Genomic DNA, 20,943 nt, shown 5'->3' on the forward strand with positions numbered 1-20,943 from the left:
TGTTAAGGTGACAAACGGAATTCTGCTTTTCCGTTTACGGTATAAGGTGACAATGAAATATTTTCATTATTCAGGCTGAGTGATACAGCTGCCGCATCATCAAGACGAATCTGGAATGGTGCTTCACCATTGAGTTGCAAACTCGATGCCTGACGGCCAGTCGCTAAAACGTTACCGGCTGAATCGACGATATGCACAGAGGTCGGACGGTTAAAATCGAGTTTTAGCTGGTCGCCAGACAGTGCGGCGCCTGCATCCAGATTCAGAATCTCGATATTGGAAGCACCGACTCCAGAAACTTCACTGCTATTTTGCGAATTACTGCTCGACCAGTTTTGAATCATGGCAAACAGTGCGCCCAAAATTAGCAGCAAGACCAGCGTAATAAAAATGCGCTTTAACCATTTACGGTTACGGTCACGCTTGGAACCTGGCAATTTCCCCATAATTTTGATGGGGGAATTATTCAGCGCATGATTGGGCAACAAACCCGTATCATTGGTATAAATTTCATCAAAACGCTGAATAATAGTCGACGCATCTACACCCAAAAGTTTGGCATAGATCCGGTAATAGCCTTTGATAAAAGTCGCCTCAGGCAAAGACTTATATTCATCCTGCTCAAGTGCAGTCAGGGTTTTGACCGGAATATTCAGCTCTTTGGCCACATTTTCCAGATCACGTTGCTGATTGAGACGAATCTGGCGCAAGTACTCGCCCGGACGTTGAATATTTCCTAACGCATTTGGAGCTACGCTCGAATGATTCGAAGGTGAATTAGGATTTACTTCCATACGGCCTCAGTACTGTACTGTAATTGCAAATAACGTTGGTATTCCTGGCTTTCAGGAAACAATGCACGTAACTGGTTCACCAATACCTGCATCCCCAACTGATCACCACTGGCACGCGCAGTGCGAATGCCAACCCAGAGCGCACGGGCACCCTGATTTTTCTGTCCCACACCACGCGCAAACTGTTGATACAGTTGTGTCGCTGCCGGGAACTGCTGGTTTAAATAAAAAATTTCTGACAACTCTAACATTGATATATATGAATCGCGATTCGCCTGAAGCGCCTGTTTGAATGATTTTTCAGCATTCACCACATCGCCCATTTTCAGGTAAATACGTCCCATATTTTCCAGCGCACGGAAACGCTGATCATAACCTAAAGTTGCACCGGCAATGTTAAACTGCTCGATCGCATCATTATAGCGTTCTAGCTGATATAAATACGTGCCATAGTTGTTGCGTGCCTGTGCATTTTTCGGATCTGCCGAAATTGCACGCTTGAAATAAGCATCTGCTTTCTCAAGATTGAGCTGACTACCTTCCTGTTGCAATAGCACGCCCATCATCATATTCGCTTGCGAATCACGCGGAGTCGTTTCGAGTGCCTGATCCAGCGCACGTTTGGCTGCATCTAGGTCACCTGTTCTTAAATATTCTGCCGCCAATTGGGTACGGACTTTGGTGGCTTTTTCAGGATCTTTCTGACCTAAATCTGGCGTTTGACATGCAACCAAAGCTAAAGACACACATACTGTTGAAATCAAAGCAATTTTAGATGTTAGATTTCTCAACTGGCGACCTCTTATTATCCTTGTGAACGCATAATCTCATTTGACTGCGCAATTTTCTTTTTCCACTGTTCCGCACGACGGGTACGATCAGCCACTTGACCTACAAGCTGTCCACACGCCGCATCAATATCATCACCGCGTGTCTGACGAATCGTACACACAAAACCGGCATCAGACAAAGTTTTTTGGAAAGAAATAATGCGGTTACGGCTTGAACGCCCATAAGGCGCGTGCGGGAAAGGGTTGAATGGAATCAAATTAATCTTGCTCGGCAAGTTCTTCAGCAGCTTAATCATTTGCTGTGCATGTTCAGGATGATCATTCACACCATCCAGCATCACATATTCAATGGTGACGTGTTTACGTGAACTTTCATTACCATCTTTGGCAATATAACGCTGACACGCCGCAATCAGTTGTTCTAACGGATATTTCTTGTTGATTGGCACCAGTTCATTACGCAGTTCGTCATTTGGTGCGTGCAATGAAATTGCCAGTGCCACATCAATGTCTTTGACCATTTGATCGATTTTCGGCACCACACCTGATGTCGATAAGGTCACACGACGTTTCGACATGCCATAAGCAAAGTCGTCCAGCATAATGCGCATGGAATTGAGTACGGCATCGTAGTTAAGCAGTGGTTCGCCCATGCCCATCATGACCACATTCGTGACTGAACGTTCACGATCTGCCACAGGTACATCTTCCATATAGGAATAGTTCGCCACCCACAACTGACCAATGATTTCTGACTGATCTAAATCGCGCTGAAAACCCTGTTTACCGGTTGAACAGAATGAACAGTCCAGTGCGCAGCCCACTTGAGACGAAATACACAAGGTACGACGTAGGCCGCTACGATGTTCAGCAGGAATCAATACAGTTTCGACAAGAGAGCCGTCACCATCACCGACACGGAAGACCCATTTCCGGGTACCGTCTTTAGAATAATTTTTATGCACCACTTCGGGCGCTTTAATTTCACAAATACGTTCCAGTTTTTCACGCAGTTTGCCCGAGATATTGGTCATCTCGGCAAAATCGGTCACGAAAAATTGGTGAATCCATTTCATGACTTGCCCGGCACGAAACTTCTTCTCCCCCATATCCTCAAAGAATTTCTCCATTTGCGGACGAGACATGCCGAGTAGGTTCACTTTTTCCACAGCATTCTGCTGTGTGGGAGTGGACGGAGATGGTTGCTGTGCAGCTGAAACTGCAGATACAGCGACGACTTCAGTACTCATGTGTATTACCTAAACCATGTCTAAAGATCAAAGGAGAAGCTCAATATGTGAGCAAAGAATTATTCAAAGAATAAAAAAACCAGATAAGTATAATAACACTTATCTGGTTTGAATACTGCGAATTAACGAGTACGTGGAGCAATCTCAGTTTGAGCGAAGAAGTAGTTAACTTCACGGTCAGCTGATGCTACAGAGTCAGAACCGTGAGCAGCATTTTCGTCGATGCTTACAGCGAAATCTGCACGGATTGTACCAGGAGCAGCTTCTTTAGGATTCGTCGCGCCAAGGATGTCACGGTGAGCAAGAACAGCGTTTTCACCTTCAAGAACTGAAACAACCACTGGACCAGAAGTCATGAAAGCAACAAGATCAGCAAAGAAACCACGTTCTTTGTGCTCAGCGTAGAAGCCTTCAGCTTCAGCTTGAGTCAAGTGTTTCATTTTAGTTGCAACAATTTGAAGACCAGCTTTCTCGAAACGAGCAAAGATGTCGCCGATGTGGTTTTTAGCAACTGCGTCTGGTTTTACGATAGATAAAGTACGTTCGATAGCCATGATAGGCTCCTTAAGTCAATTGTTGACATGAAAATTTGGCGCATTATACCGAGATAATGCGCACTTTTCTGCTTTTACACTGTAAAAATATGCTTTTTTCAATCGGGCACTTAACGCGCTTCGTCAATCCATGCCATTTGAATCGCTTCCAGCAGACCTTCTGTGGATTTAGTCGGGTCATCTGCAAACTCAGGCAAGGCACATACCCAGGCGTGTAAATCAGTAAAACGAATCCACTGCGGATCCACATCTGGATGCGCTTCGTAGAGTTCAATCGCGATATCGAGGGTATCAGTCCAACGTAAACCCATCTCTATTTCTCACCATATTTGCTTTAATGCTGTACTTTAGCAAATTTATAAAAATCTGCGAGCTTTCGCCTCAGTTTTCACTTATTTTTACAACATAATATTGAGATAAGGTGCGCTCAGCACAATGACCACGGCCATCATGCCTCCGATCATTGCCCCAACTGCGACATCACTTGGATAATGCAATCCCAGAATCATGCGCGATAAAGCCACCAGCAGCGTAAAAGGGAGCATCAACAGCAATAATAGCGGTGCAACATAACCCAAGACCGTGGTTGCCATTACCGCATGCAAGGTATGTCCAGACGGAAAACTAAAATGATCCAGCGGCCGCTCACCCAGTCGAATCACCTGATGCACTTGATAAGGTCTTGGACGTACAGTTTTTGTTTTGAGAATTTTATAAATCAGCGTACCGAACGTTCCGCCCAAAATGATATAGAGCATCTGTAGCCCATACTCCAAGCCACGAAGTCCCCATGCAGCAAAACACATCACATACCAAAACACGCCATCCCCCAAACGGCTAATGATTTTAAAAAAAGCAGCGATTCGATTTGAGTGGGAGAGATGATTGAGGTAGACACAGCCTTTTAAATCTATTTCTAAAAATTTGAGTTTGGCATTGTGGATTTTCATCATGTTGCTCCCGCTCTTGTTTTAATTAGGTCATTTATTTTGCCTTGTGATTGAGTACAGAACCTGTTCAAACTGCTCTACAGGATGTTGCCATCCGACCTTCTGTGCACAGTGTGAAGCATACACACCCATTCTTCTAAGTGTGTGATAATCTGGTAACTTTAAGATATTGGCTGTTAAATCTTCTTGCAGACCCAGTGAGCTGAGCCAGCCTGTTCGGTCGTGTTGTACATGTAGATGTGCACAAGCATAATCATAAGCAATAACCGGCAGTCCACTGGCCATCGCCTCCAATACCACATTGCCAAAGGTTTCAACCTGACTCGCAAAGCAAAACACATCGGCACTGGCATAGGCTTCAGCAAGCTGTTGACCACGCAAACTCCCGGTAAACACAATCGAAGCATCATGATTCAACTGCTCTAAGCGCTGTCGGTCTGGACCATCTCCGACCACCACCAGACGCACATCCTGACAATGCATATGACGCAATGTGAAATATGCCTGAATCACCACTGGTATTTCTTTTTCAGGCGATAAACGCCCGACATACAACATGACACGGGTCTCTTTGGAAGCTCCCCAGCTCTGGCGTAGGGAATCAGAACGCCATTTAGGTGAAAAGGCTTGTGTATCTACCCCTCGCCCCACCACAACCAGTGGACACGTCACTCCAAATTTGCGGAGTACTTCGGCAGTCTCACGACTCGGTACACAGGTAATTGCGGTATGATTATGAAACCATTTGAGATAATGCTGAATGGGTTTAACCAAGAATGCCAAATCAAAGAAACGGCTAAATTCCTGAAATGGAGAGTGAAAGCCGCTTGATACAGGAATTTCAAGGAATCTTGCAGTTTGCTGCGCGGCAAGCCCTAATGGGCCTTCTGTGACGATATGCACTACATCGGGTGCAAAGGCTTCTACCGCATGGCGAACCTTTAGAAACTGCGGCCAACCGAACTGTAAGCCTGAATATTTGGGAATACGCTGTGCTTTAACCAAACATTCCCGATAGGGTTGAAATTCAGCACAGATGCCTTTTTGCTCGGGTCGAATCAATAAAATTTTATGCCCCTGTTTTTTCAGCCCTTTGCAGAGTTGTAACAGTGAATGGGCTACCCCATTAATTTCAGGTGGCCATGTTTCGGTCACAATTGCTATTTTGAGACGAGGACGAGTCAACTCTTCCAAAGGCAGGGTCATTTTTGTTTTTTGCTGTCGCAACTGTTTTAAGTCAAAGCTAATATTTTGAAGTGCAGACATTTTTTTCGATAACGCTGAGGTGCAGGGCTGTTCCATATCACACCTATGTGATTATATTTTAAGCTAGAGTCTAATGCTTGTTTATTGCATTTTAATGATATTGTCCCCTTCTTTCATTTTATTCGGAAGTTTATGTACTTATAGAGATATCTAATTCACTCGACTAACAATTAACAGCGTTGACAGTAAATTAACTTACCTATTCACAACCATAGCTTATGCCTAAAAAATCCAGACAGAAAGCCTCAAAATCTGGCTAAAGGACTTAAATAGACCAAAGTTTAATTCCCTGTTAAGAGCTAGCTAAAAGAATTCAGTAGATAAGATCAACATATAAACTGTCCTTATAAACTCCAGCTGGGGTCAAAGCAGAAGGTTGTTCAGCCAGTTGTACCAATACAACAAATTTACTTAGGCTAGTTGCCGGTTGGGATATCGGCATATTCCAACGGGATGAGGTTGCTCCAGAAATATACATTTGTGTTCTTATTTTATGATTGCGCTCATTAACCAAATAACTGCTGCCATTAGTGCTGGTTAAGTTTCTAGAATTAAATTGAATAGCATAACTGCTATCACACCTTACGATAAATGAAGTCGCAGCCTGGCTCAGATAAGAGGAGTTCAATTTGAGTTCTGATGCTGTCGACCGATCAATCTGACAACGTTGGGCATGACTTAGGCTGGTCAATAATAGAGTGAACATAAGTACAGTAAATTTAAGTTTCATTATTTTTCATCCTTTATTTACAAATAAGCGTAGACAGTCCGCTTTCTTCTTTTTGATTTTCTGTAACCGTCAATTGTGCAAAGCAAGTTTTAGATTCGGTGCTGATGATTTTAATATTGTAAGTATTTGGAATAAGCCCATATAGAGTGACCGTACCGTCCGATGAGATAGGATAAACCTCCCCACCATCATTATCGATATATAACTCTGAACCGGCTGTAAATTTATTATTATTACTATCTACAGGTAAAATCGTGACCTGTTTTGTATTGTATATAGGAAAATTAATAATATAGCCCCGCTGATCTAAAGCAGTAAGCCTCTTGGTTGCATAAGGAATCTTATCTTCAACTGGTAACTGATTCTGATCAAAACCAATATCATAATTTACATAAGGAATAATATCATGAACAAAGGTATAGCCTTTCTTATTCGTTTTATCCACTACAGATAAAGACCTTAAAACATCGACATCCTGATAATCTCCCACACTAACAACAGAAAATGCATTATCAACTAACTTGGTAAAATTAAATTTATTATTAAGAAAAACAACCGCACCACGATAGTTTAATTGTGATTCAGACTCATTATCTCCCTCTATATGATAAAAACTTAAATCCCCAACATCTGTTTTCAATCGCCCATTGAAATTATATAGTGTTTCATCTTCGAGTCTATTTACACCTGTTTCATAGTCAAATCCAACCTGATTAGGATTACTTTTAACAAATTGCAATTTAGTTCTTTCATCTGTTGAATGACTAAAATAAACTGCTTTATCATCATCAAAACTATAGCTAAGTGATAAGACAACTCCAGAATCCCGATCATCACCGAATGAGCTAAAATAACTTAAACCTAGGCTTCCCTTCCTACCTAGCCGACGATTAAACCCTAAATTTAAAGTTTTACGATCATTTTGAAAAAATAAAGGAATCTCATCTTCCACGCGTATTTCTTGCTGATGAAAACTCTGGGCAGCATAATTCAAATAAATATTATGCAAGAGAGGGACATTGCTCATTCCTGCATAAATTAAATATTCATACTTAGGATAACTATAAAAATTATCCAGTTCATCACCTAAATATTTAAAATCTCTTTCTGTATATTTTGCACTGGCACCAAGTGAAACTCTTCCGAAATCCTTTGCAGCAGATAATCCATATGAATAATTAAAATTATTAAGTTCATCATGTGAAGCTTGAACTACACTATCCAAAACCAAATAATGACTAATCGCTTGAGTCCATAGAAAGCCTAAATTTTGCAAGTCTTCGCTATAAGCAAAATTAGAACCAAGGGTTGTCCAATTAGATACCCCATAACGATAATAAAAGTTAGAGAAAAAATCACGATAGTCATCACTTTCTATATTATAATTATAACGCAACTTTCCTAATGAAACATTATATTCACTAAGATCAGGTCTTAATAACCGATTCGTCACCAGAATAGGAAAACTTTGTACACTCCTATTCCCTAACACATCTTCAACAACAATTTGTGCATTTCCTGCCTGTTGAATTTGTGCACCAGTTTGAAGATTAAAATCACCAGGACTGACTCTTTGGCTATATATACTTACCCCATTAATATACAAATCAACTGTAGAAGGAACACGCGCACTCCCCTGTAAGGTTGGAGTATTCCAATAAATAAAATTTGGTCGCTCAGTAAAATTAGTTCCCCAGTTTAAACCGGCAAAACGTAAAGAATTAATTAATGGATTATATACTGTAGTTGTATCTCCTAAAGTAAGCTGAGTCATACTTTTAGGAAATTCAAAGTCAATACTAGTACTGAGTCGAGTAAAATATTCATTCAAAGGATGATTATAATATGCTATTGAGTTCTTAAAAATCCAATAATCTTTAAAAATACCCAGCTCTGTCAGGCCGTTATATAAAGAATTCGTCTCTCTGTCTATTTTTGCATTTAAATAGGTAAAATCATAATTTACGAAACCTCCAAAGCTGGCTCTCTCTGGCATAGTCTGCAACTGGGAGATCTGTGTACTTGATTTAAACAGTTGGGTAGGTATCGTGAGATTAATTGTTTGCTTAGAGGCATCAAAATTAGATTGAATATTCCGATCCGAAATAAGACAAAACTCATCCCGAGAAGCCATTTTTGATAATTTAGATATATCAATATCTCGTTCCGACAATATATTGCACTCTATATAAAAATTATCATTACTTTTTATTAAAATAATATCTATATTATGATCAAGCTCGTTTATCCAGAGATTAGCAAAAAATTCATCATCAGGATTCTGGTTAGCATTAGCATTACACAAGAATAAAATATTAACTAGAATAATTATTTTTCTATTTAACTGCATAATATAATCCTTAATTATAATTTTAATCCATAAGCTTTAACTCTATTTCCTCATGCGACTTATCTGTCATTACTTTAACAAAATAATTACGAGGATTATTTATCTTAACCCCTTCTAACTCATAGAAAATATTCTTGTCTTTAAGGGCATATTTCATATTATTACTAGTAAAAACTTCTTTCTTATTAGAATCTAAAATTTGTAACTTTGAAATTTGAATATGAGATTCTGCTTTGTTTTTAACAATAAGCTTATCATTCTCAATATTGAAATTTAATTTTAGGTTATCTTGCTTTCCAATAAATAATGGCAGGTTAAAATTCATCAAAAAAGTAATAGATGATTCTTTTACAGGCTGAGGTAATTCCTCAATTATAATACGCCAGGCACCCTCTTCCCTACCATCTAATACAGATGCTATTGGACGATTAAACCCAACACGTATAACTTGTTTTCCATTAGGTTTCAAAATAAAATTTCTTGGATTAATAATAAGAGTGTTATCCTTCTCCAACACGTCTTCACCTTTATTATTTTGATCCCATTTAAATGCTTTTATTTCAAATATCTTTTTTTCTGCTTCATTTATAGATTCTAAAGTAAGTGTTGTTGTTTTTTGTTTTGTATCATTAAGTATATACATTTGTACTGGATCAATTGCCACATCAGCCTTTACCCCAGTCATAGAAAAAAAAGATATAATAAATAATTTAGCTATTTTTCTCATATTATAATTTTCCACTTAAAAATATAATAAGGCAACCTAACCCAACATAAATGTTAGGTTAGGTTGATTAAATAAATTAGTAGTAAGCTTTGATTAGATAGCGATCGGTATAATTACCTGCTAACTGTGTAGCATCAACTGCAGCATTAGTAACTGCAAGTGTATAATTATCAACTGCTTGACCGTTATGATTTGAATTACCAAACGGAACAGCGCCTGCACCTTGTTTAGTTGTCACAATTGTTGTAGCAATTGTTTCAGATGCATCTGTTTCATGTCTAACAAACGTATTATTACTAGCGCTAGCATTTGCAGTTTGCAAATTCAGAACATAAGGGGTGTTTGTTGTAATTGAATAATTTGTAGTTTGGGTTCCACCAGCAGCAGATAATACTATTGCATTTCCACCAGTTAAAATACATTTCTTATTAATTTTAAGTGAAATTGGAATTTCTTTTTCACAACCTAAAGTATTACATTTACTCCAGTCAATTGGTGGTTTAGGATTATGACCTGGGCGTCCTGCAGCTCCCATATCTTCTGCATAAACAACTGTTGAGCCAAAACCAAAGCTTAGTGCTAATGCTGCTAATACTGTTTGAGTCATTTTATTCATGATCTTCTCCATTCTTTAAAAAAAAGAATATATTTATTTGTTTGGGTCGCGCTGATATAAAAACTCTTTCTTATTATGAGTAAGGCTATACAGCGTGTAGTTATCTTACTATCATTAATAAAAAAACATACAGATACTTTATTATTCACAATATATTTTCCTATTTCCCTGGATTAGTATTTTTTTGTATGTCATTATTTTATATACAATTATTTAAAAATAATAATTATTACATGTAATTCCTACGAAACTCCCCATAAAGCTAAAAAAGAACTTAAAAAATTGAAGATAATCAAATAAAATTTAACTATATGATTTTCATATTTTTTAAATAATAATAACCCCAAACTATTTGCATTATTTACAAAGATTTACAACTTACCCTCGGATAGGTAAAAAAAGTGTGATTCCGTTTTGTTTTTTTTGTTATTTTTCATACATCATCGCCTTTAGTAAAAATCCCCCTCCTATACTTACTATTAATCTCACTCTGAAAACTTATTGTTAAATTAATACATTCATTTAAATCTTTTGATTTCATAACATCCTAATCAACACCTATATTTTTATAAAATTTACACTCTTTGAATCATCTTACAATTCAATTAATTAATTTAATATCTTATTGAATGAAAATTCTCATTAAAACTATACTTTATATTCTTTATCCCATTTAAATCAATTAAATAACTATACTTCTGATAGATTCAATCAACTATTTAAAGAATATTTATCCCTATTATTAAAAATAATCTATTTTAAATAAAAACTAGCGATCAACTTATATAAAAATTTGGCTCATCTTTCGTTTCCCACAATATTATATTATTTTTTTAATACACTATCTGATCTTCTTCTCATAAAAGTCTGAAAAAAATTTGACATTATCTCTCAGATTTAACTAAAAACTTGCAATAAAAAATCCACTCAAATTGAGTAGGTTTTAGCATCAAATCAATTGATCAAGAACTTAGTTCTTTTCTTTGTCTACAATCTTGTTCGCTTGAATCTAAGGTATGAACAAGTACAAAATACTGTTTTGTACGAAGTGCAAGGAGGCAAGCACTACTTTGAATGAAACGCAAGAAGTGAAAACACTGCTTTCTTCTATTTGAGGCACGCAGTTCAACTCAAATAAGTCATTTTATTTTTACAAGACATAAAAAAGCCCCTGTTAAAAGCAAGGGCTTTTTGACTTAGAAATCAGAACTTAGTTCTTTTCTTTATCAACGATCTTGTTCGCTTGAATCCAAGGCATCATAGAACGAAGTTTGTTACCTGTTACTTCGATACCGTGAGCAGCGTTTTGACGACGACGAGCAGTCATAGAAGGATAGTTCAACGCACCTTCTTGAATGAACATCTTCGCGTATTCGCCAGATTGAATACGTTTCAGTGCATTACGCATTGCTTCACGAGACTGTTCGTTAATTACTTCAGTACCAGTTACATATTCGCCGTATTCAGCGTTGTTCGATACTGAGTAGTTCATGTCCGCAATACCGCCTTCGAACATTAAGTCAACGATCAATTTAAGTTCGTGTAGACATTCAAAGTACGCCATTTCTGGAGCATAACCAGCTTCAACCAGAGTTTCGAAGCCCATTTTAACCAGTTCAACCGCACCACCACAAAGAACTGCTTGCTCACCGAATAGGTCAGTTTCAGTTTCTTCACGGAATGAAGTTTCGATGATACCAGTACGGCCGCCACCCACGCCCGAAGCATAAGAAAGAGCAACGTTACGCGCATTACCAGAAGCATCTTGGTGAATCGCGATAAGATCAGGAACACCTGAACCACGTTGGTATTCAGAACGTACAGTGTGACCAGGCGCTTTTGGAGCAACCATGATAACATCAAGGTCAGCACGTGGAACAACTTGGTTATAAAGAACAGAGAAGCCATGAGCAAATGCTAGAGTCGCGCCTTGCTTGATGTTTGGCTCAATCTCGTCACGGTAAAGTTGAGATTGGAATTCATCAGGTGTCAAGATCATAACTACGTCAGCTTGCGCTACAGCAGCAGCAACTTCAGCAACTTTAAGACCAGAATTCTCAGCTTTTTTCCAAGAAGTAGAGTTCGCACGCAGACCAACAGTTACGTCAACACCAGAATCTTTAAGGTTAAGCGCATGTGCGTGACCTTGTGAACCGTAACCAATGATCGCTACTTTCTTCGATTGGATGATAGATAAGTCGCAGTCTTTATCGTAAAAAATTTGCATTGCTGTCTCCGCTTAATGCTTGTTTGTCTGTTTAAATCAGGCAGTGACCTTTGTATTTACACTGCCTGATACCCCCTTCTTATTAGGATGAGGAAATACTTTAAAATTTAGATGGTGAGTACTTTTTCACCGCGTGCGATACCTGAAACACCTGAACGCACCACTTCTAAAATGGTGTGTTCTGCAAGTGCATCAATAAATGCATCAACTTTTTCAGTCGTACCTGCAATTTGAATGGTATAGGTTGTCGGCGTTACATCGACAATCTGACCACGGAAAATATCTGCGGTACGCTTAATTTCGTCGCGAGATGAACCCAGTGCTTTGACTTTGATCAGCATCAGTTCACGCTCAATGTGAGCACCTTCAGACAGGTCAACCACTTTCACCACTTCAACCAGTTTGTTCAATTGCTTGGTGATTTGCTCAATCTTGTGATCATCGCCATAAGTGGTCAAAGTCAAACGAGAAAGTGTTGGATCTTCAGTTGGCGCAACGTTTAATGTTTCGATGTTGTAGCCACGCTGTGAGAATAAGCCCACTAAACGGGAAAGCGCACCTGCTTCATTTTCAACAAGTACAGAGATGATATGTCTCATGCTGTGCGCTCCCCTTTTGCTAACCACATATCTTGCATCGATTGACCTGCAATCAACATCGGATAAACATGCTCAGTACGATCAACCATGACGTTAATAAATACGCACTTGTCGTTAATTGCCATCGCTTCTGCAAGTTTCGACTCAAGCTCATCGGCATGATCAATCTGAATACCGACGTGACCATACGCTTCCATCAACTTGGCAAAGTCAGGCAGTGACTCTACATAAGAGCTAGAATGACGACCTTCGTAATTCATGTCCTGCCATTGTTTCACCATACCTAAAGCACGGTTATTCAGGCACAAGATTTTTACGTTCAAGCCATATTGCTTACAGGTCGAAAGCTCTTGGATACACATCTGAATCGACGCTTCACCCGTAATACACACCACCTGTTGATCCGGGAAGGCAAGCTTCGCAGCCATCGCATAAGGCAAACCTACACCCATGGTGCCTAGGCCACCTGAGTTGATCCATTGACGCGGACGCTTGTATTTGTAATACATCGCACCAAACATTTGATGCTGGCCTACGTCCGAAGTAATGATCGCTTCGCCATTGGTCACTTTATCCAATACCTGAACCACTTGTTGTGGCTTCATCACACCATCAACACCTGCTGCATAACGACCGCCATGCACTTTGCGCCATTCATTAATCTGAGACCACCATGCCGCAATCACTTCAGGATTTGGCTTGGAAACATTGAGCTGTTTCAACTGGTTCAACATTTCAGTCAATACCGGCTCTACCGCACCGACAATTGGAATGTGCGCCATAATGGTTTTTGAAATCGTCGCCGGGTCGATGTCAATATGAATCACTTTGGCATTCGGGCAGAATTTTGCCGGATTGTTGGTGACACGGTCATCGAAGCGCGCGCCTACACACAGAATCACATCTGCATTGTGCATGGTCATGTTGGCTTCATAAGTACCGTGCATACCGAGCATACCGATGAACTGTTCATCATCACCCGGGAATGCACCCAAGCCCATTAAGGTATTGGTTACCGGATAGCCCAATAAATGCGCAAGCTCTGTCAATTGTGCAGATGCATTGCCTTGAACCACACCACCACCCGAATAAATTACTGGGCGCTTAGCATTGACTAATTCTTCAATCGCTTTACGAATTTGACCTGAGTGACCACGAAACGGTGGCTGATACGAACGCATCTTCACTTTTTCCGGGTATTCGTAAGCAAATTTTTCTGCAGGATTGGTCGCATCTTTAGGAATATCGATTACGACAGGGCCTGGACGACCAGATGACGCGATATAGAATGCTTTTTTGATGATTGCAGGAATTTCGCTGGCATGACGCACCTGGAAACTATGCTTCACGATTGGACGTGAAATGCCGACCATATCGGTTTCCTGGAATGCATCTTCACCAATCAGATGACTCGCAACCTGACCTGACAAAATCACCATCGGGATTGAGTCCATATAGGCCGTTGCAATTGGCGTTACCGTATTGGTTGCGCCCGGACCTGAGGTCACCAACACCACACCGGTCTTACCTGTAACGCGTGAGTAAGCATCCGCCATGTGACCGGCAGCTTGTTCGTGACGTACGAGGTAATGATTGATTTTGTCTTGTTGAAATAGCGCATCATAAATATGAAGAACTGCGCCGCCTGGATATCCAAAAACATGTTCAACGCCTTCGTCCGCTAATGCGCGAACAAGCATTTCACCACCAGATAGAAGTTCCAACGTGATTCACCCTAATATTATGACACTGCACAAATGGGAGGCATTTGCAGTGTTTCATTTGTTAACTGTCTGCACTGTTATAGCACACAAATTTCATAGTTTTCATAGCAATAGGAAAAAAATCTGATCTCTTGGCTGTTCGAGCAATACAAGACCTAAAACATGTTGGGATAAACATATTTTGCTTAGCTTTGTTCAATTTCTCGGCTAGAGAAATCGCCCACTGCATGAAATGACACTTAGTCGAAGGGTGATCGATTAAGGCATATAAAACTATTGCAGCATTCTTGTGTTTTCAGGCTTTAAAGTCAAGTTTAAAAAACAGGCAATATGCGCTTAAAAACACCTGATTTGCTGTTTTTAACAGCGATCTAGAGCAAGGACAGTAATAAAGAATTAATCTAATAATATTTAATCCAATAAAATTCATAAACTTATATATTTGATTTTATAAATTTTTAGCATGTCTTATATAAAAAAAATGAATGAATTTTTAATAAATCCAGTGAAGTTGTTTATCAATAAATTTTGTGTCTGAAAATTTGCTCACCACTTCTACAAACGAGATGCAGAAGCTGTTCGACCCTTAATCATGAATAGAGCGGATAAAAATTCATTATTTTTACTGTGAAAATCACTACAATGTTTTGTAGTATTTTATGGCTAGAACACAGAGGCTCAAAAACAATGAAAATATCTTTTTTAACTGCCTTAAGTCTGAGTTGTGCAATTTCTCTGGGCATCTGTAGCAGCAGTGCTTCAGCGATCCAGTATCATAAATGGGTCGATGCGAAAGGCGTCACGCATTATACCAAGACGCCACCGCCGAAATCTGCAAAAAAAGCCACCACAGTGGATACTTATGGCTGGAAAAATTCAGCACCGACATCACCTAGAATGGCTGAAACTGAAGTTCAAACCGAGAACACAGCACAAGAAAAACAGCAACAAGCCCCTCAAGTTCCTGCGAATCAGGACCAGCAACAACGTGAAGCCAACGAAGCCTTGCAGCAATCTAAAAATCGTGCAGTCGCTTTATAAGACACCTCCATATAGAACAGCGTGTTTTTTCTTCGGGAAATGCCGGCGCAAAATTCACTTTTAGGTGCATTTTGCGCTATGCTGTGCAACAGACTTTTTTCACCGTAATTCACTGATACGTTTATGACTACTCACATTGATTCCGAATATCAAGCCAGTGCGATTGAGCCTCAAGTCCAACAGGATTGGGAATCTCGCAAAGCCTTTAAAGTTGCCGACAAAGTAGAAGGTCCTCGTCGTTATATTCTCTCGATGTTCCCTTACCCAAGTGGCAAGCTGCATATGGGTCATGTGCGTAACTATACGATTGGTGACGTGATCAGCCGTTTTCATCGCTTAAAAGGTGAAACGGTCCTGCAACCAATGGGTTGGGATGCTTTCGGTCTACCTGCTGAAAACGCAGCGATTGCACATCAGGTTGCACCAGCAAAATGGACTTTCGAAAATATCGCCTACATGCGCGACCAGTTAAAAAAACTCGGTCTTGCAGTAGATTGGGATCGTGAATTTGCGACCTGTACCCCTGAATACTATCGCTGGGAACAATGGTTATTTGTTCAGCTTTATAAAAAAGGCCTGATCTACCGTAAACTTTCTACAGTGAACTGGGATCCAGTGGATCAGACTGTTCTTGCCAACGAACAGGTTGAAAATGGTCGCGGCTGGCGTTCAGGCGCATTGGTGGAAAAACGTGATATTCCAATGTACTACTTCCGCATTACCGATTATGCGCAAGAGTTACTTGACGACCTAGACACGCTTAAAGATGGCTGGCCACAACAGGTCTTGACCATGCAGCGTAACTGGATTGGTCGCTCACAAGGGATGGATATTACTTTCCCTTCAGCAAATCCAGAAATCTATGCAGACGGTTTAACGGTATTCACTACTCGTGCCGATACCTTAATGGGCGTGACTTATGTTGCAGTTGCAGCAGAACACCCGATGGCGCTCAAAGCTGCTGCTCTCCAATCAGAAGCAGGCAACCCTGAACTTGCTGCATTTATTGAAGAATGTCGTATGGGTTCAGTTGCTGAAGCGGATCTTGCGACTGCCGAGAAGAAAGGTATGGCAACAGGCCTGTCTGTTAAGCATCCTGTGACTGGTGAAGAAGTTCCGGTCTGGATCGCCAACTATGTGTTGATGTCTTACGGTTCAGGTGCGGTGATGGCGGTGCCTTCACACGATGAGCGTGACTTCGAATTTGCCAATAAATATGGCTTAAGCATCAAACAAGTCATTGATGCCAAAGGCGCTGACGATAGCGACTTTTCTGCAACAGAATGGCAAGAATGGTACGGTTCGAAAGAAGGCAAACTGGTGAATTCAGGCGAGTTTGACGGTCTAGATTTTCAGGGTGCATATGATGCATTCCTAGCCAAACTAGAACCAACAGGTCTGGCAAGCTCTAAAGTTCAATTCCGTTTACGTGACTGGGGTGTTTCCCGTCAGCGTTACTGGGGTTGTCCAATTCCAATGATTAACTGTCCATCATGTGGTCAAGTGCCAGTGCCTGAAGAGCAACTTCCTGTTGTACTTCCGACTGACGTTGTTCCAGACGGTTCAGGCAATCCATTGAACAAGATGCCCGAATTCTACGAAACGTCATGCCCAAGCTGTGGTGGCGACGCGCGTCGTGAAACCGATACGCTTGACACTTTCGTAGAGTCTTCTTGGTACTATGCACGTTATGCATCGCCTGACTTTACTGATGGCATGGTGAAACCAGAAGCAGGTCAAACCTGGCTTCCAGTCAACCAATACATCGGTGGTGTGGAACACGCGATTCTGCATTTGTTATACGCACGCTTCTTCCACAAACTCATGCGTGATGAAGGTGTAGTACAAGGTAATGAACCATTTACCAACCTGTTAACTCAAGGTATGGTTTTGGCAGATACTTATTACCGTGAAGCTGAATCAGGCAAGAAAACCTGGTTTAACCCTGCAGATATCGACCTCGAACGTGATGAAAAAGGGCGTATTCTGTCTGCGAAATACCAAGGTGATGGTCAGGACGTAATTGTTGGTGGTCAGGAAAAAATGTCGAAATCGAAAAATAACGGTATCGACCCGCAATCCATTATCGACCAATACGGTGCAGATACGGCACGTGTATTTATGATGTTTGCAGCACCACCGGATCAATCGCTTGAATGGTCGGATGCCGGTGTTGAAGGTGCCAACCGTTTCTTGAAACGTGTATGGCGTTTGGCAACAGGTTTCCTTGAAAAAGGTAATGCTGCATCAAATATCGACAAAGCTGCACTTTCTACTGCTGCCCAAGACTTACGCCGTAAAACCCATGAAACCATCCAGAAAGTCGGTGATGACATCGAACGTCGTCATGCATTTAACACTGCAATTGCCGCGATGATGGAATTGCTAAACGCAAACAATAAGTTTGAAGCCAAAGATGACAATGACGTTGCGGTAGCACGTGAGTCGATCACTACACTTCTGACTTTGTTAGCTCCATTTGCACCGCACTTAAGCCAAACTTTATTGGCTGAGTTTGGGATTGAATTGAATTCAACTCTATTCCCTGCTGTAGACGAGTCTGCACTGACACGTAATACGCAAACCATTGTGGTACAGGTGAACGGTAAGCTTCGTGGCAAACTTGAAGTTTCTGTGGATGCATCAAAAGATGACATCTTGGCGCAAGCCAAAGCATTGCCTGAAGTTCAACAATTCTTGACTGGTCCAACCAAGAAAGAAATTGTGGTACCGAATAAATTGGTGAATTTGGTGGTTTAAATCCTGAGGAATTGTTTAAGCACTGCTTTAAACAATTCTGCAAGGGGATGAGGGCGAATAATTCACCTCTCCCTAACCCTCACTTGCGTTCAGTTTTAAAAGCGCTGCTTTAAAACCTCACTCAGGAGAGGGACTTTAAGAAATAATCCCTCCAAACCTCCCTTTGCCAAAGGGAGGCTTAAAAAACACAAAGCCCGTTGCCAGCCAACGGGCTTTGACTTTACAATCCAGTTCAGGATTTCAAATATTCCCCTTCGGGAAGCATAGAGGGCAACACATGCATTTGGGCAAACGTTTAGCAGCAATTGTTTTAACTTGTGGTCTGAGTGCAGGCTTAGTCGGCTGTGGTTTTCATCTGAAAGGAACCAATCCGAGCTCCGCACCTGTTGCTTACTCTGTCATGAGCCTGTCTTTACCGCCCAATACTGAAGAACTGCAAGAAAAACTGGCAGTTTACCTCGGTGCTGCAGGCGTACAGCTAAGTAATGCACCTAATGCTTATGTATTGCGTGTTCTCGATTACACGCCGCGCCGCTTAGAATTGAATGGTAAGCTGGTAGAAACCTTGCTACGTTTAAATGTGACTTTTCGCATTGAAGATGCACAAGGCAATCCGATCACTGAACCACGCACTGTGGTGGCAACGCGTACTTATCAATATGACATTGAAACAGTCAACACTGATGACCAGGAACAAAAGTTTCTCAATCAGGTGATTATTGATGATGTGGCACAGCAGATCGCGCGTCAGATTTCATCGAACCGCCTACCCTTGGCCAAACAAAATACCCCAGCGCAACCTGCTCAATAAGAACGCCTTATGAAACTTGACTATCTGCAAGCCCTAAAACGTGTCGATGAAGCTCGCGGTGCCTGGGTCTTGCATGGTCAAGAGCCTTTGCTAGAACAAAACCTGATCGATGCCTTTCGCACACATTGGCAAGCCAAAGACATCGAACGTCAACGTTATGATGTCAGTTCAGTTTCTGAGTGGAAAAATGTCTTTAATGCATTGAACAGTTTGTCATTGTTCTCAACCCAACTGGCAGTTGAAGTGCATGGCAATATCAAACCAGATGCCAGTAGCCTCAAACTGCTGAAAAGCTATTTACAACAAGACAGTGATAATCTGCTATTGGTTGTTATGCCCAAGCAAGATGCGAGCAGCCTCAAATCCAGCTTCTTCCAGACGGTTGAGGCCAATGGTGTCTGCGTTGCGCTTACTGCAAATTATCCACGCGATCGTCAGCAAATTTTGGCAGTTGAAGCAGAGAAACTGGGGATTAAACTGGCCCATGATGCCTGGCAATGGCTGGAACAGCATCATGAGCACAACTTGCTGGCAGCCAAAAACAGCCTGATGCGGGTCAGTGACACCTTTGCTGAAGTTGATGTGATTCAGATTGATCATTTATATGCCTGCTTACAGGATCAATCACGCTATAGCACCTATGATTTGAGTGATGCCCTGCTGCAAGGCAATCTCTCGCAATCGATCAAGATTTTCCAGTATCTGGTCGCTTCAGGTGAACCGATGAGCCTGATCTTATGGAGCCTGAGCAAGGAAATGCGTCTGTTGATGCAATTGTTTGAACAGCCGCAAAATGCCTTGCAAATTGGAATCTGGAAAACCAAAGTCGGGCTATATCAGCAAGCTTTACGCCGTCTCAGCCCCCAACGCTTTTTGAGCTGGCCCCAGCTGTTAATCCGTATTGATGCAGCCATTAAAGGAATGTCCAAAGAGAACCCTGAACATCTCATCTTACAGGCCATTGCTGAAATGTGCGGTCAACGCTTATTTTTAGCGCCGAGTGCTTAACCAAAGAAACGTGCAAACCAGCCCTTGCCTTTTTTGCTTTCCTGAGCACGTAAATAACTCAACATATTATCGCGCACTGCATCGACATAGTCCTGATCATCATGTTGAATATGATTGATCAGCCATTTGGACAATAAACGATATAAATCATTTTCAATCGATTCTCCCTTCTCGAACTTGAGACGATAATCATTGAGTCGTTTCACAAATAATTCATGTATACCGCGATGCGAAGGTAGGTATTGATAACTGACCTGTTCCAGCAGGTTTTCTTCAAAGCTGAAATGTGACTGGGTATAATCGATTAAATCCTCCAAGACCTCTTTGATTCGATCGCGATCTCCTGTGCTTTTTACCTGCTCCAAAGCATTGATATAATCTAAAATTTGACGGTGCTGATTATCGATTACGTCGATTCCAATATTATAGCTTTCATTCCATTCCATCGTTAAACCCTCATCAATGTTGCGAGCAAAGTTGTATTATTTTTGCACAATAAATGTGCGTTTTCTTCTTAAGTGGTAAAACCATAATTTTTTTATGGAATTAAATCTTACAAGCTTTATTTATTTAAATCCATATATAAAACATGGGTTTTTAATTTTTTTTTCTACTTAATTAGGACTTACGCACTATTATTTATAGATTCTCTGTGGTAGCAGATGATTTTTATCGAGAATAAAGTCATCAATGAAGTTTTTGATAACTGGTCTAAATAATTTCTTCTGCCAACGATATACATTTT

At 40.7% G+C, this 20,943-nt stretch carries 19 protein-coding genes and 1 pseudogene; 4 read left to right on the top strand and 16 right to left on the bottom strand.

The window, feature by feature from the left end:
* Window positions 1–2: 2 nt before the first annotated feature.
* The 14 genes from FTU40_RS08705 to FTU40_RS08770 all read right to left on the bottom strand — a co-directional run bounded on the left by FTU40_RS08705 (window position 3) and on the right by FTU40_RS08770 (window position 14,578).
* The gene (locus FTU40_RS08705) at window positions 3–794 is read right to left on the bottom strand and encodes a DUF4115 domain-containing protein (protein WP_074384029.1); all 792 of its coding nucleotides are present in this window, start codon (window positions 792–794) and stop codon (window positions 3–5) included.
* Window positions 785–1,585 carry a type IV pilus biogenesis/stability protein PilW gene (gene pilW / locus FTU40_RS08710; RefSeq protein WP_005172689.1) on the bottom strand — a complete coding sequence of 267 codons (801 nt, stop codon included), beginning with the start codon at window positions 1,583–1,585 and terminating at the stop codon, window positions 785–787. Before pilW ends, FTU40_RS08705 begins: the two co-directional genes overlap by 10 nt.
* A 14-nt stretch (window positions 1,586–1,599) precedes the next feature.
* The gene (gene rlmN, locus FTU40_RS08715; RefSeq protein WP_005095669.1) at window positions 1,600–2,835 is read right to left on the bottom strand and encodes a 23S rRNA (adenine(2503)-C(2))-methyltransferase RlmN; all 1,236 of its coding nucleotides are present in this window, start codon (window positions 2,833–2,835) and stop codon (window positions 1,600–1,602) included.
* A 122-nt stretch (window positions 2,836–2,957) separates the two neighbouring features.
* Window positions 2,958–3,389 (bottom strand): nucleoside-diphosphate kinase, encoded by a 432-nt coding sequence (gene ndk, locus FTU40_RS08720; RefSeq protein WP_004647460.1) that lies wholly within the window; start codon window positions 3,387–3,389, stop codon window positions 2,958–2,960.
* A gap of 110 nt (window positions 3,390–3,499) precedes the next feature.
* Entirely contained in the window at window positions 3,500–3,700 is a 201-nt protein-coding gene (iscX, locus tag FTU40_RS08725) for a Fe-S cluster assembly protein IscX (RefSeq protein WP_005172695.1), read from the bottom strand.
* An 87-nt stretch (window positions 3,701–3,787) separates the two neighbouring features.
* Entirely contained in the window at window positions 3,788–4,339 is a 552-nt protein-coding gene (locus FTU40_RS08730; protein ID WP_005095663.1) for a phosphatase PAP2 family protein, read from the bottom strand.
* A 30-nt stretch (window positions 4,340–4,369) separates the two neighbouring features.
* Window positions 4,370–5,641, bottom strand: a complete 1,272-nt coding sequence (locus tag FTU40_RS08735) for a glycosyltransferase family 1 protein (protein WP_180040558.1) — start codon at window positions 5,639–5,641, stop codon at window positions 4,370–4,372.
* Window positions 5,642–5,918: 277 nt separating this feature from the next.
* Window positions 5,919–6,335, bottom strand: a complete 417-nt coding sequence (locus FTU40_RS08740) for a hypothetical protein (RefSeq protein WP_180040561.1) — start codon at window positions 6,333–6,335, stop codon at window positions 5,919–5,921.
* Window positions 6,336–6,348: 13 nt separating this feature from the next.
* Window positions 6,349–8,685 carry a fimbria/pilus outer membrane usher protein gene (locus tag FTU40_RS08745; protein ID WP_180040563.1) on the bottom strand — a complete coding sequence of 779 codons (2,337 nt, stop codon included), beginning with the start codon at window positions 8,683–8,685 and terminating at the stop codon, window positions 6,349–6,351.
* Between the two features lie 22 nt (window positions 8,686–8,707).
* Window positions 8,708–9,412: a molecular chaperone gene (locus FTU40_RS08750; protein WP_180040565.1), complete on the bottom strand. Its 705-nt coding sequence runs from the start codon at window positions 9,410–9,412 to the stop codon at window positions 8,708–8,710.
* A 76-nt stretch (window positions 9,413–9,488) separates the two neighbouring features.
* Window positions 9,489–10,028 carry a hypothetical protein gene (locus FTU40_RS08755; protein ID WP_180040567.1) on the bottom strand — a complete coding sequence of 180 codons (540 nt, stop codon included), beginning with the start codon at window positions 10,026–10,028 and terminating at the stop codon, window positions 9,489–9,491.
* A gap of 1,210 nt (window positions 10,029–11,238) precedes the next feature.
* A complete protein-coding gene (gene ilvC / locus FTU40_RS08760) occupies window positions 11,239–12,255 on the bottom strand; it encodes a ketol-acid reductoisomerase (protein ID WP_180040569.1) in 1,017 nt (338 codons plus the stop codon).
* Between the two features lie 107 nt (window positions 12,256–12,362).
* Window positions 12,363–12,854, bottom strand: coding sequence for an acetolactate synthase small subunit (gene ilvN / locus FTU40_RS08765; RefSeq protein WP_004813125.1), 492 nt, complete (start codon window positions 12,852–12,854; stop codon window positions 12,363–12,365).
* Window positions 12,851–14,578 (bottom strand): acetolactate synthase 3 large subunit, encoded by a 1,728-nt coding sequence (locus tag FTU40_RS08770; protein ID WP_034608751.1) that lies wholly within the window; start codon window positions 14,576–14,578, stop codon window positions 12,851–12,853. The genes ilvN and FTU40_RS08770 overlap by 4 nt, the downstream gene beginning before the upstream one ends.
* Window positions 14,579–15,265: 687 nt before the next feature.
* Between FTU40_RS08770 and FTU40_RS08775 the strand changes: the two genes are divergently transcribed.
* The 4 genes from FTU40_RS08775 to holA all read left to right on the top strand — a co-directional run bounded on the left by FTU40_RS08775 (window position 15,266) and on the right by holA (window position 20,198).
* Complete coding sequence (locus tag FTU40_RS08775) at window positions 15,266–15,619, top strand: DUF4124 domain-containing protein (protein WP_100329234.1); 354 nt, start codon at window positions 15,266–15,268, stop codon at window positions 15,617–15,619.
* 123 nt (window positions 15,620–15,742) lie between these two features.
* Complete coding sequence (gene leuS, locus FTU40_RS08780; protein ID WP_180040571.1) at window positions 15,743–18,379, top strand: leucine--tRNA ligase; 2,637 nt, start codon at window positions 15,743–15,745, stop codon at window positions 18,377–18,379.
* Between the two features lie 277 nt (window positions 18,380–18,656).
* Window positions 18,657–19,190 carry a hypothetical protein gene (locus FTU40_RS08785; protein ID WP_074384022.1) on the top strand — a complete coding sequence of 178 codons (534 nt, stop codon included), beginning with the start codon at window positions 18,657–18,659 and terminating at the stop codon, window positions 19,188–19,190.
* A 9-nt stretch (window positions 19,191–19,199) separates the two neighbouring features.
* A complete protein-coding gene (gene holA, locus FTU40_RS08790) occupies window positions 19,200–20,198 on the top strand; it encodes a DNA polymerase III subunit delta (RefSeq protein ID WP_074384021.1) in 999 nt (332 codons plus the stop codon).
* Here the strand turns inward: holA and FTU40_RS08795 are convergent.
* Together FTU40_RS08795 and FTU40_RS08800 are read right to left on the bottom strand one after the other, a co-directional pair.
* A complete protein-coding gene (locus tag FTU40_RS08795) occupies window positions 20,195–20,644 on the bottom strand; it encodes a bacteriohemerythrin (RefSeq protein ID WP_005172715.1) in 450 nt (149 codons plus the stop codon). The two genes, holA and FTU40_RS08795, sit on opposite strands and share 4 nt — an antisense overlap.
* 189 nt (window positions 20,645–20,833) lie before the next feature.
* Window positions 20,834–20,943 (bottom strand): annotated as a pseudogene (locus tag FTU40_RS08800) (IS701 family transposase); the annotation flags it as partial.

The sequence above is a fragment of the Acinetobacter sp. YH12100 genome (assembly GCF_013419135.1).
Taxonomy (GTDB): Bacteria; Pseudomonadota; Gammaproteobacteria; order Pseudomonadales; family Moraxellaceae; genus Acinetobacter; species Acinetobacter pseudolwoffii.

Excerpts from the sequence above, each read along its gene's own strand:
- leuS (WP_180040571.1), top strand. The coding sequence starts at position 15,743 with ATGACTACTCACATTGATTCCGAATATCAAGCCAGTGCGATTGAGCCT.
- FTU40_RS08745 (WP_180040563.1), bottom strand. The coding sequence starts at position 8,685 with ATGCAGTTAAATAGAAAAATAATTATTCTAGTTAATATTTTATTCTTG.
- FTU40_RS08775 (WP_100329234.1), top strand. The coding sequence starts at position 15,266 with ATGAAAATATCTTTTTTAACTGCCTTAAGTCTGAGTTGTGCAATTTCT.
- FTU40_RS08735 (WP_180040558.1), bottom strand. The coding sequence starts at position 5,641 with ATGGAACAGCCCTGCACCTCAGCGTTATCGAAAAAAATGTCTGCACTT.
- holA (WP_074384021.1), top strand. The coding sequence starts at position 19,200 with ATGAAACTTGACTATCTGCAAGCCCTAAAACGTGTCGATGAAGCTCGC.
- FTU40_RS08740 (WP_180040561.1), bottom strand. The coding sequence starts at position 6,335 with ATGAAACTTAAATTTACTGTACTTATGTTCACTCTATTATTGACCAGC.
- FTU40_RS08755 (WP_180040567.1), bottom strand. The coding sequence starts at position 10,028 with ATGAATAAAATGACTCAAACAGTATTAGCAGCATTAGCACTAAGCTTT.
- ilvC (WP_180040569.1), bottom strand. The coding sequence starts at position 12,255 with ATGCAAATTTTTTACGATAAAGACTGCGACTTATCTATCATCCAATCG.
- FTU40_RS08705 (WP_074384029.1), bottom strand. The coding sequence starts at position 794 with ATGGAAGTAAATCCTAATTCACCTTCGAATCATTCGAGCGTAGCTCCA.
- ndk (WP_004647460.1), bottom strand. The coding sequence starts at position 3,389 with ATGGCTATCGAACGTACTTTATCTATCGTAAAACCAGACGCAGTTGCT.
- FTU40_RS08795 (WP_005172715.1), bottom strand. The coding sequence starts at position 20,644 with ATGGAATGGAATGAAAGCTATAATATTGGAATCGACGTAATCGATAAT.
- ilvN (WP_004813125.1), bottom strand. The coding sequence starts at position 12,854 with ATGAGACATATCATCTCTGTACTTGTTGAAAATGAAGCAGGTGCGCTT.
- FTU40_RS08730 (WP_005095663.1), bottom strand. The coding sequence starts at position 4,339 with ATGAAAATCCACAATGCCAAACTCAAATTTTTAGAAATAGATTTAAAA.
- FTU40_RS08750 (WP_180040565.1), bottom strand. The coding sequence starts at position 9,412 with ATGAGAAAAATAGCTAAATTATTTATTATATCTTTTTTTTCTATGACT.
- iscX (WP_005172695.1), bottom strand. The coding sequence starts at position 3,700 with ATGGGTTTACGTTGGACTGATACCCTCGATATCGCGATTGAACTCTAC.
- FTU40_RS08785 (WP_074384022.1), top strand. The coding sequence starts at position 18,657 with ATGCATTTGGGCAAACGTTTAGCAGCAATTGTTTTAACTTGTGGTCTG.
- rlmN (WP_005095669.1), bottom strand. The coding sequence starts at position 2,835 with ATGAGTACTGAAGTCGTCGCTGTATCTGCAGTTTCAGCTGCACAGCAA.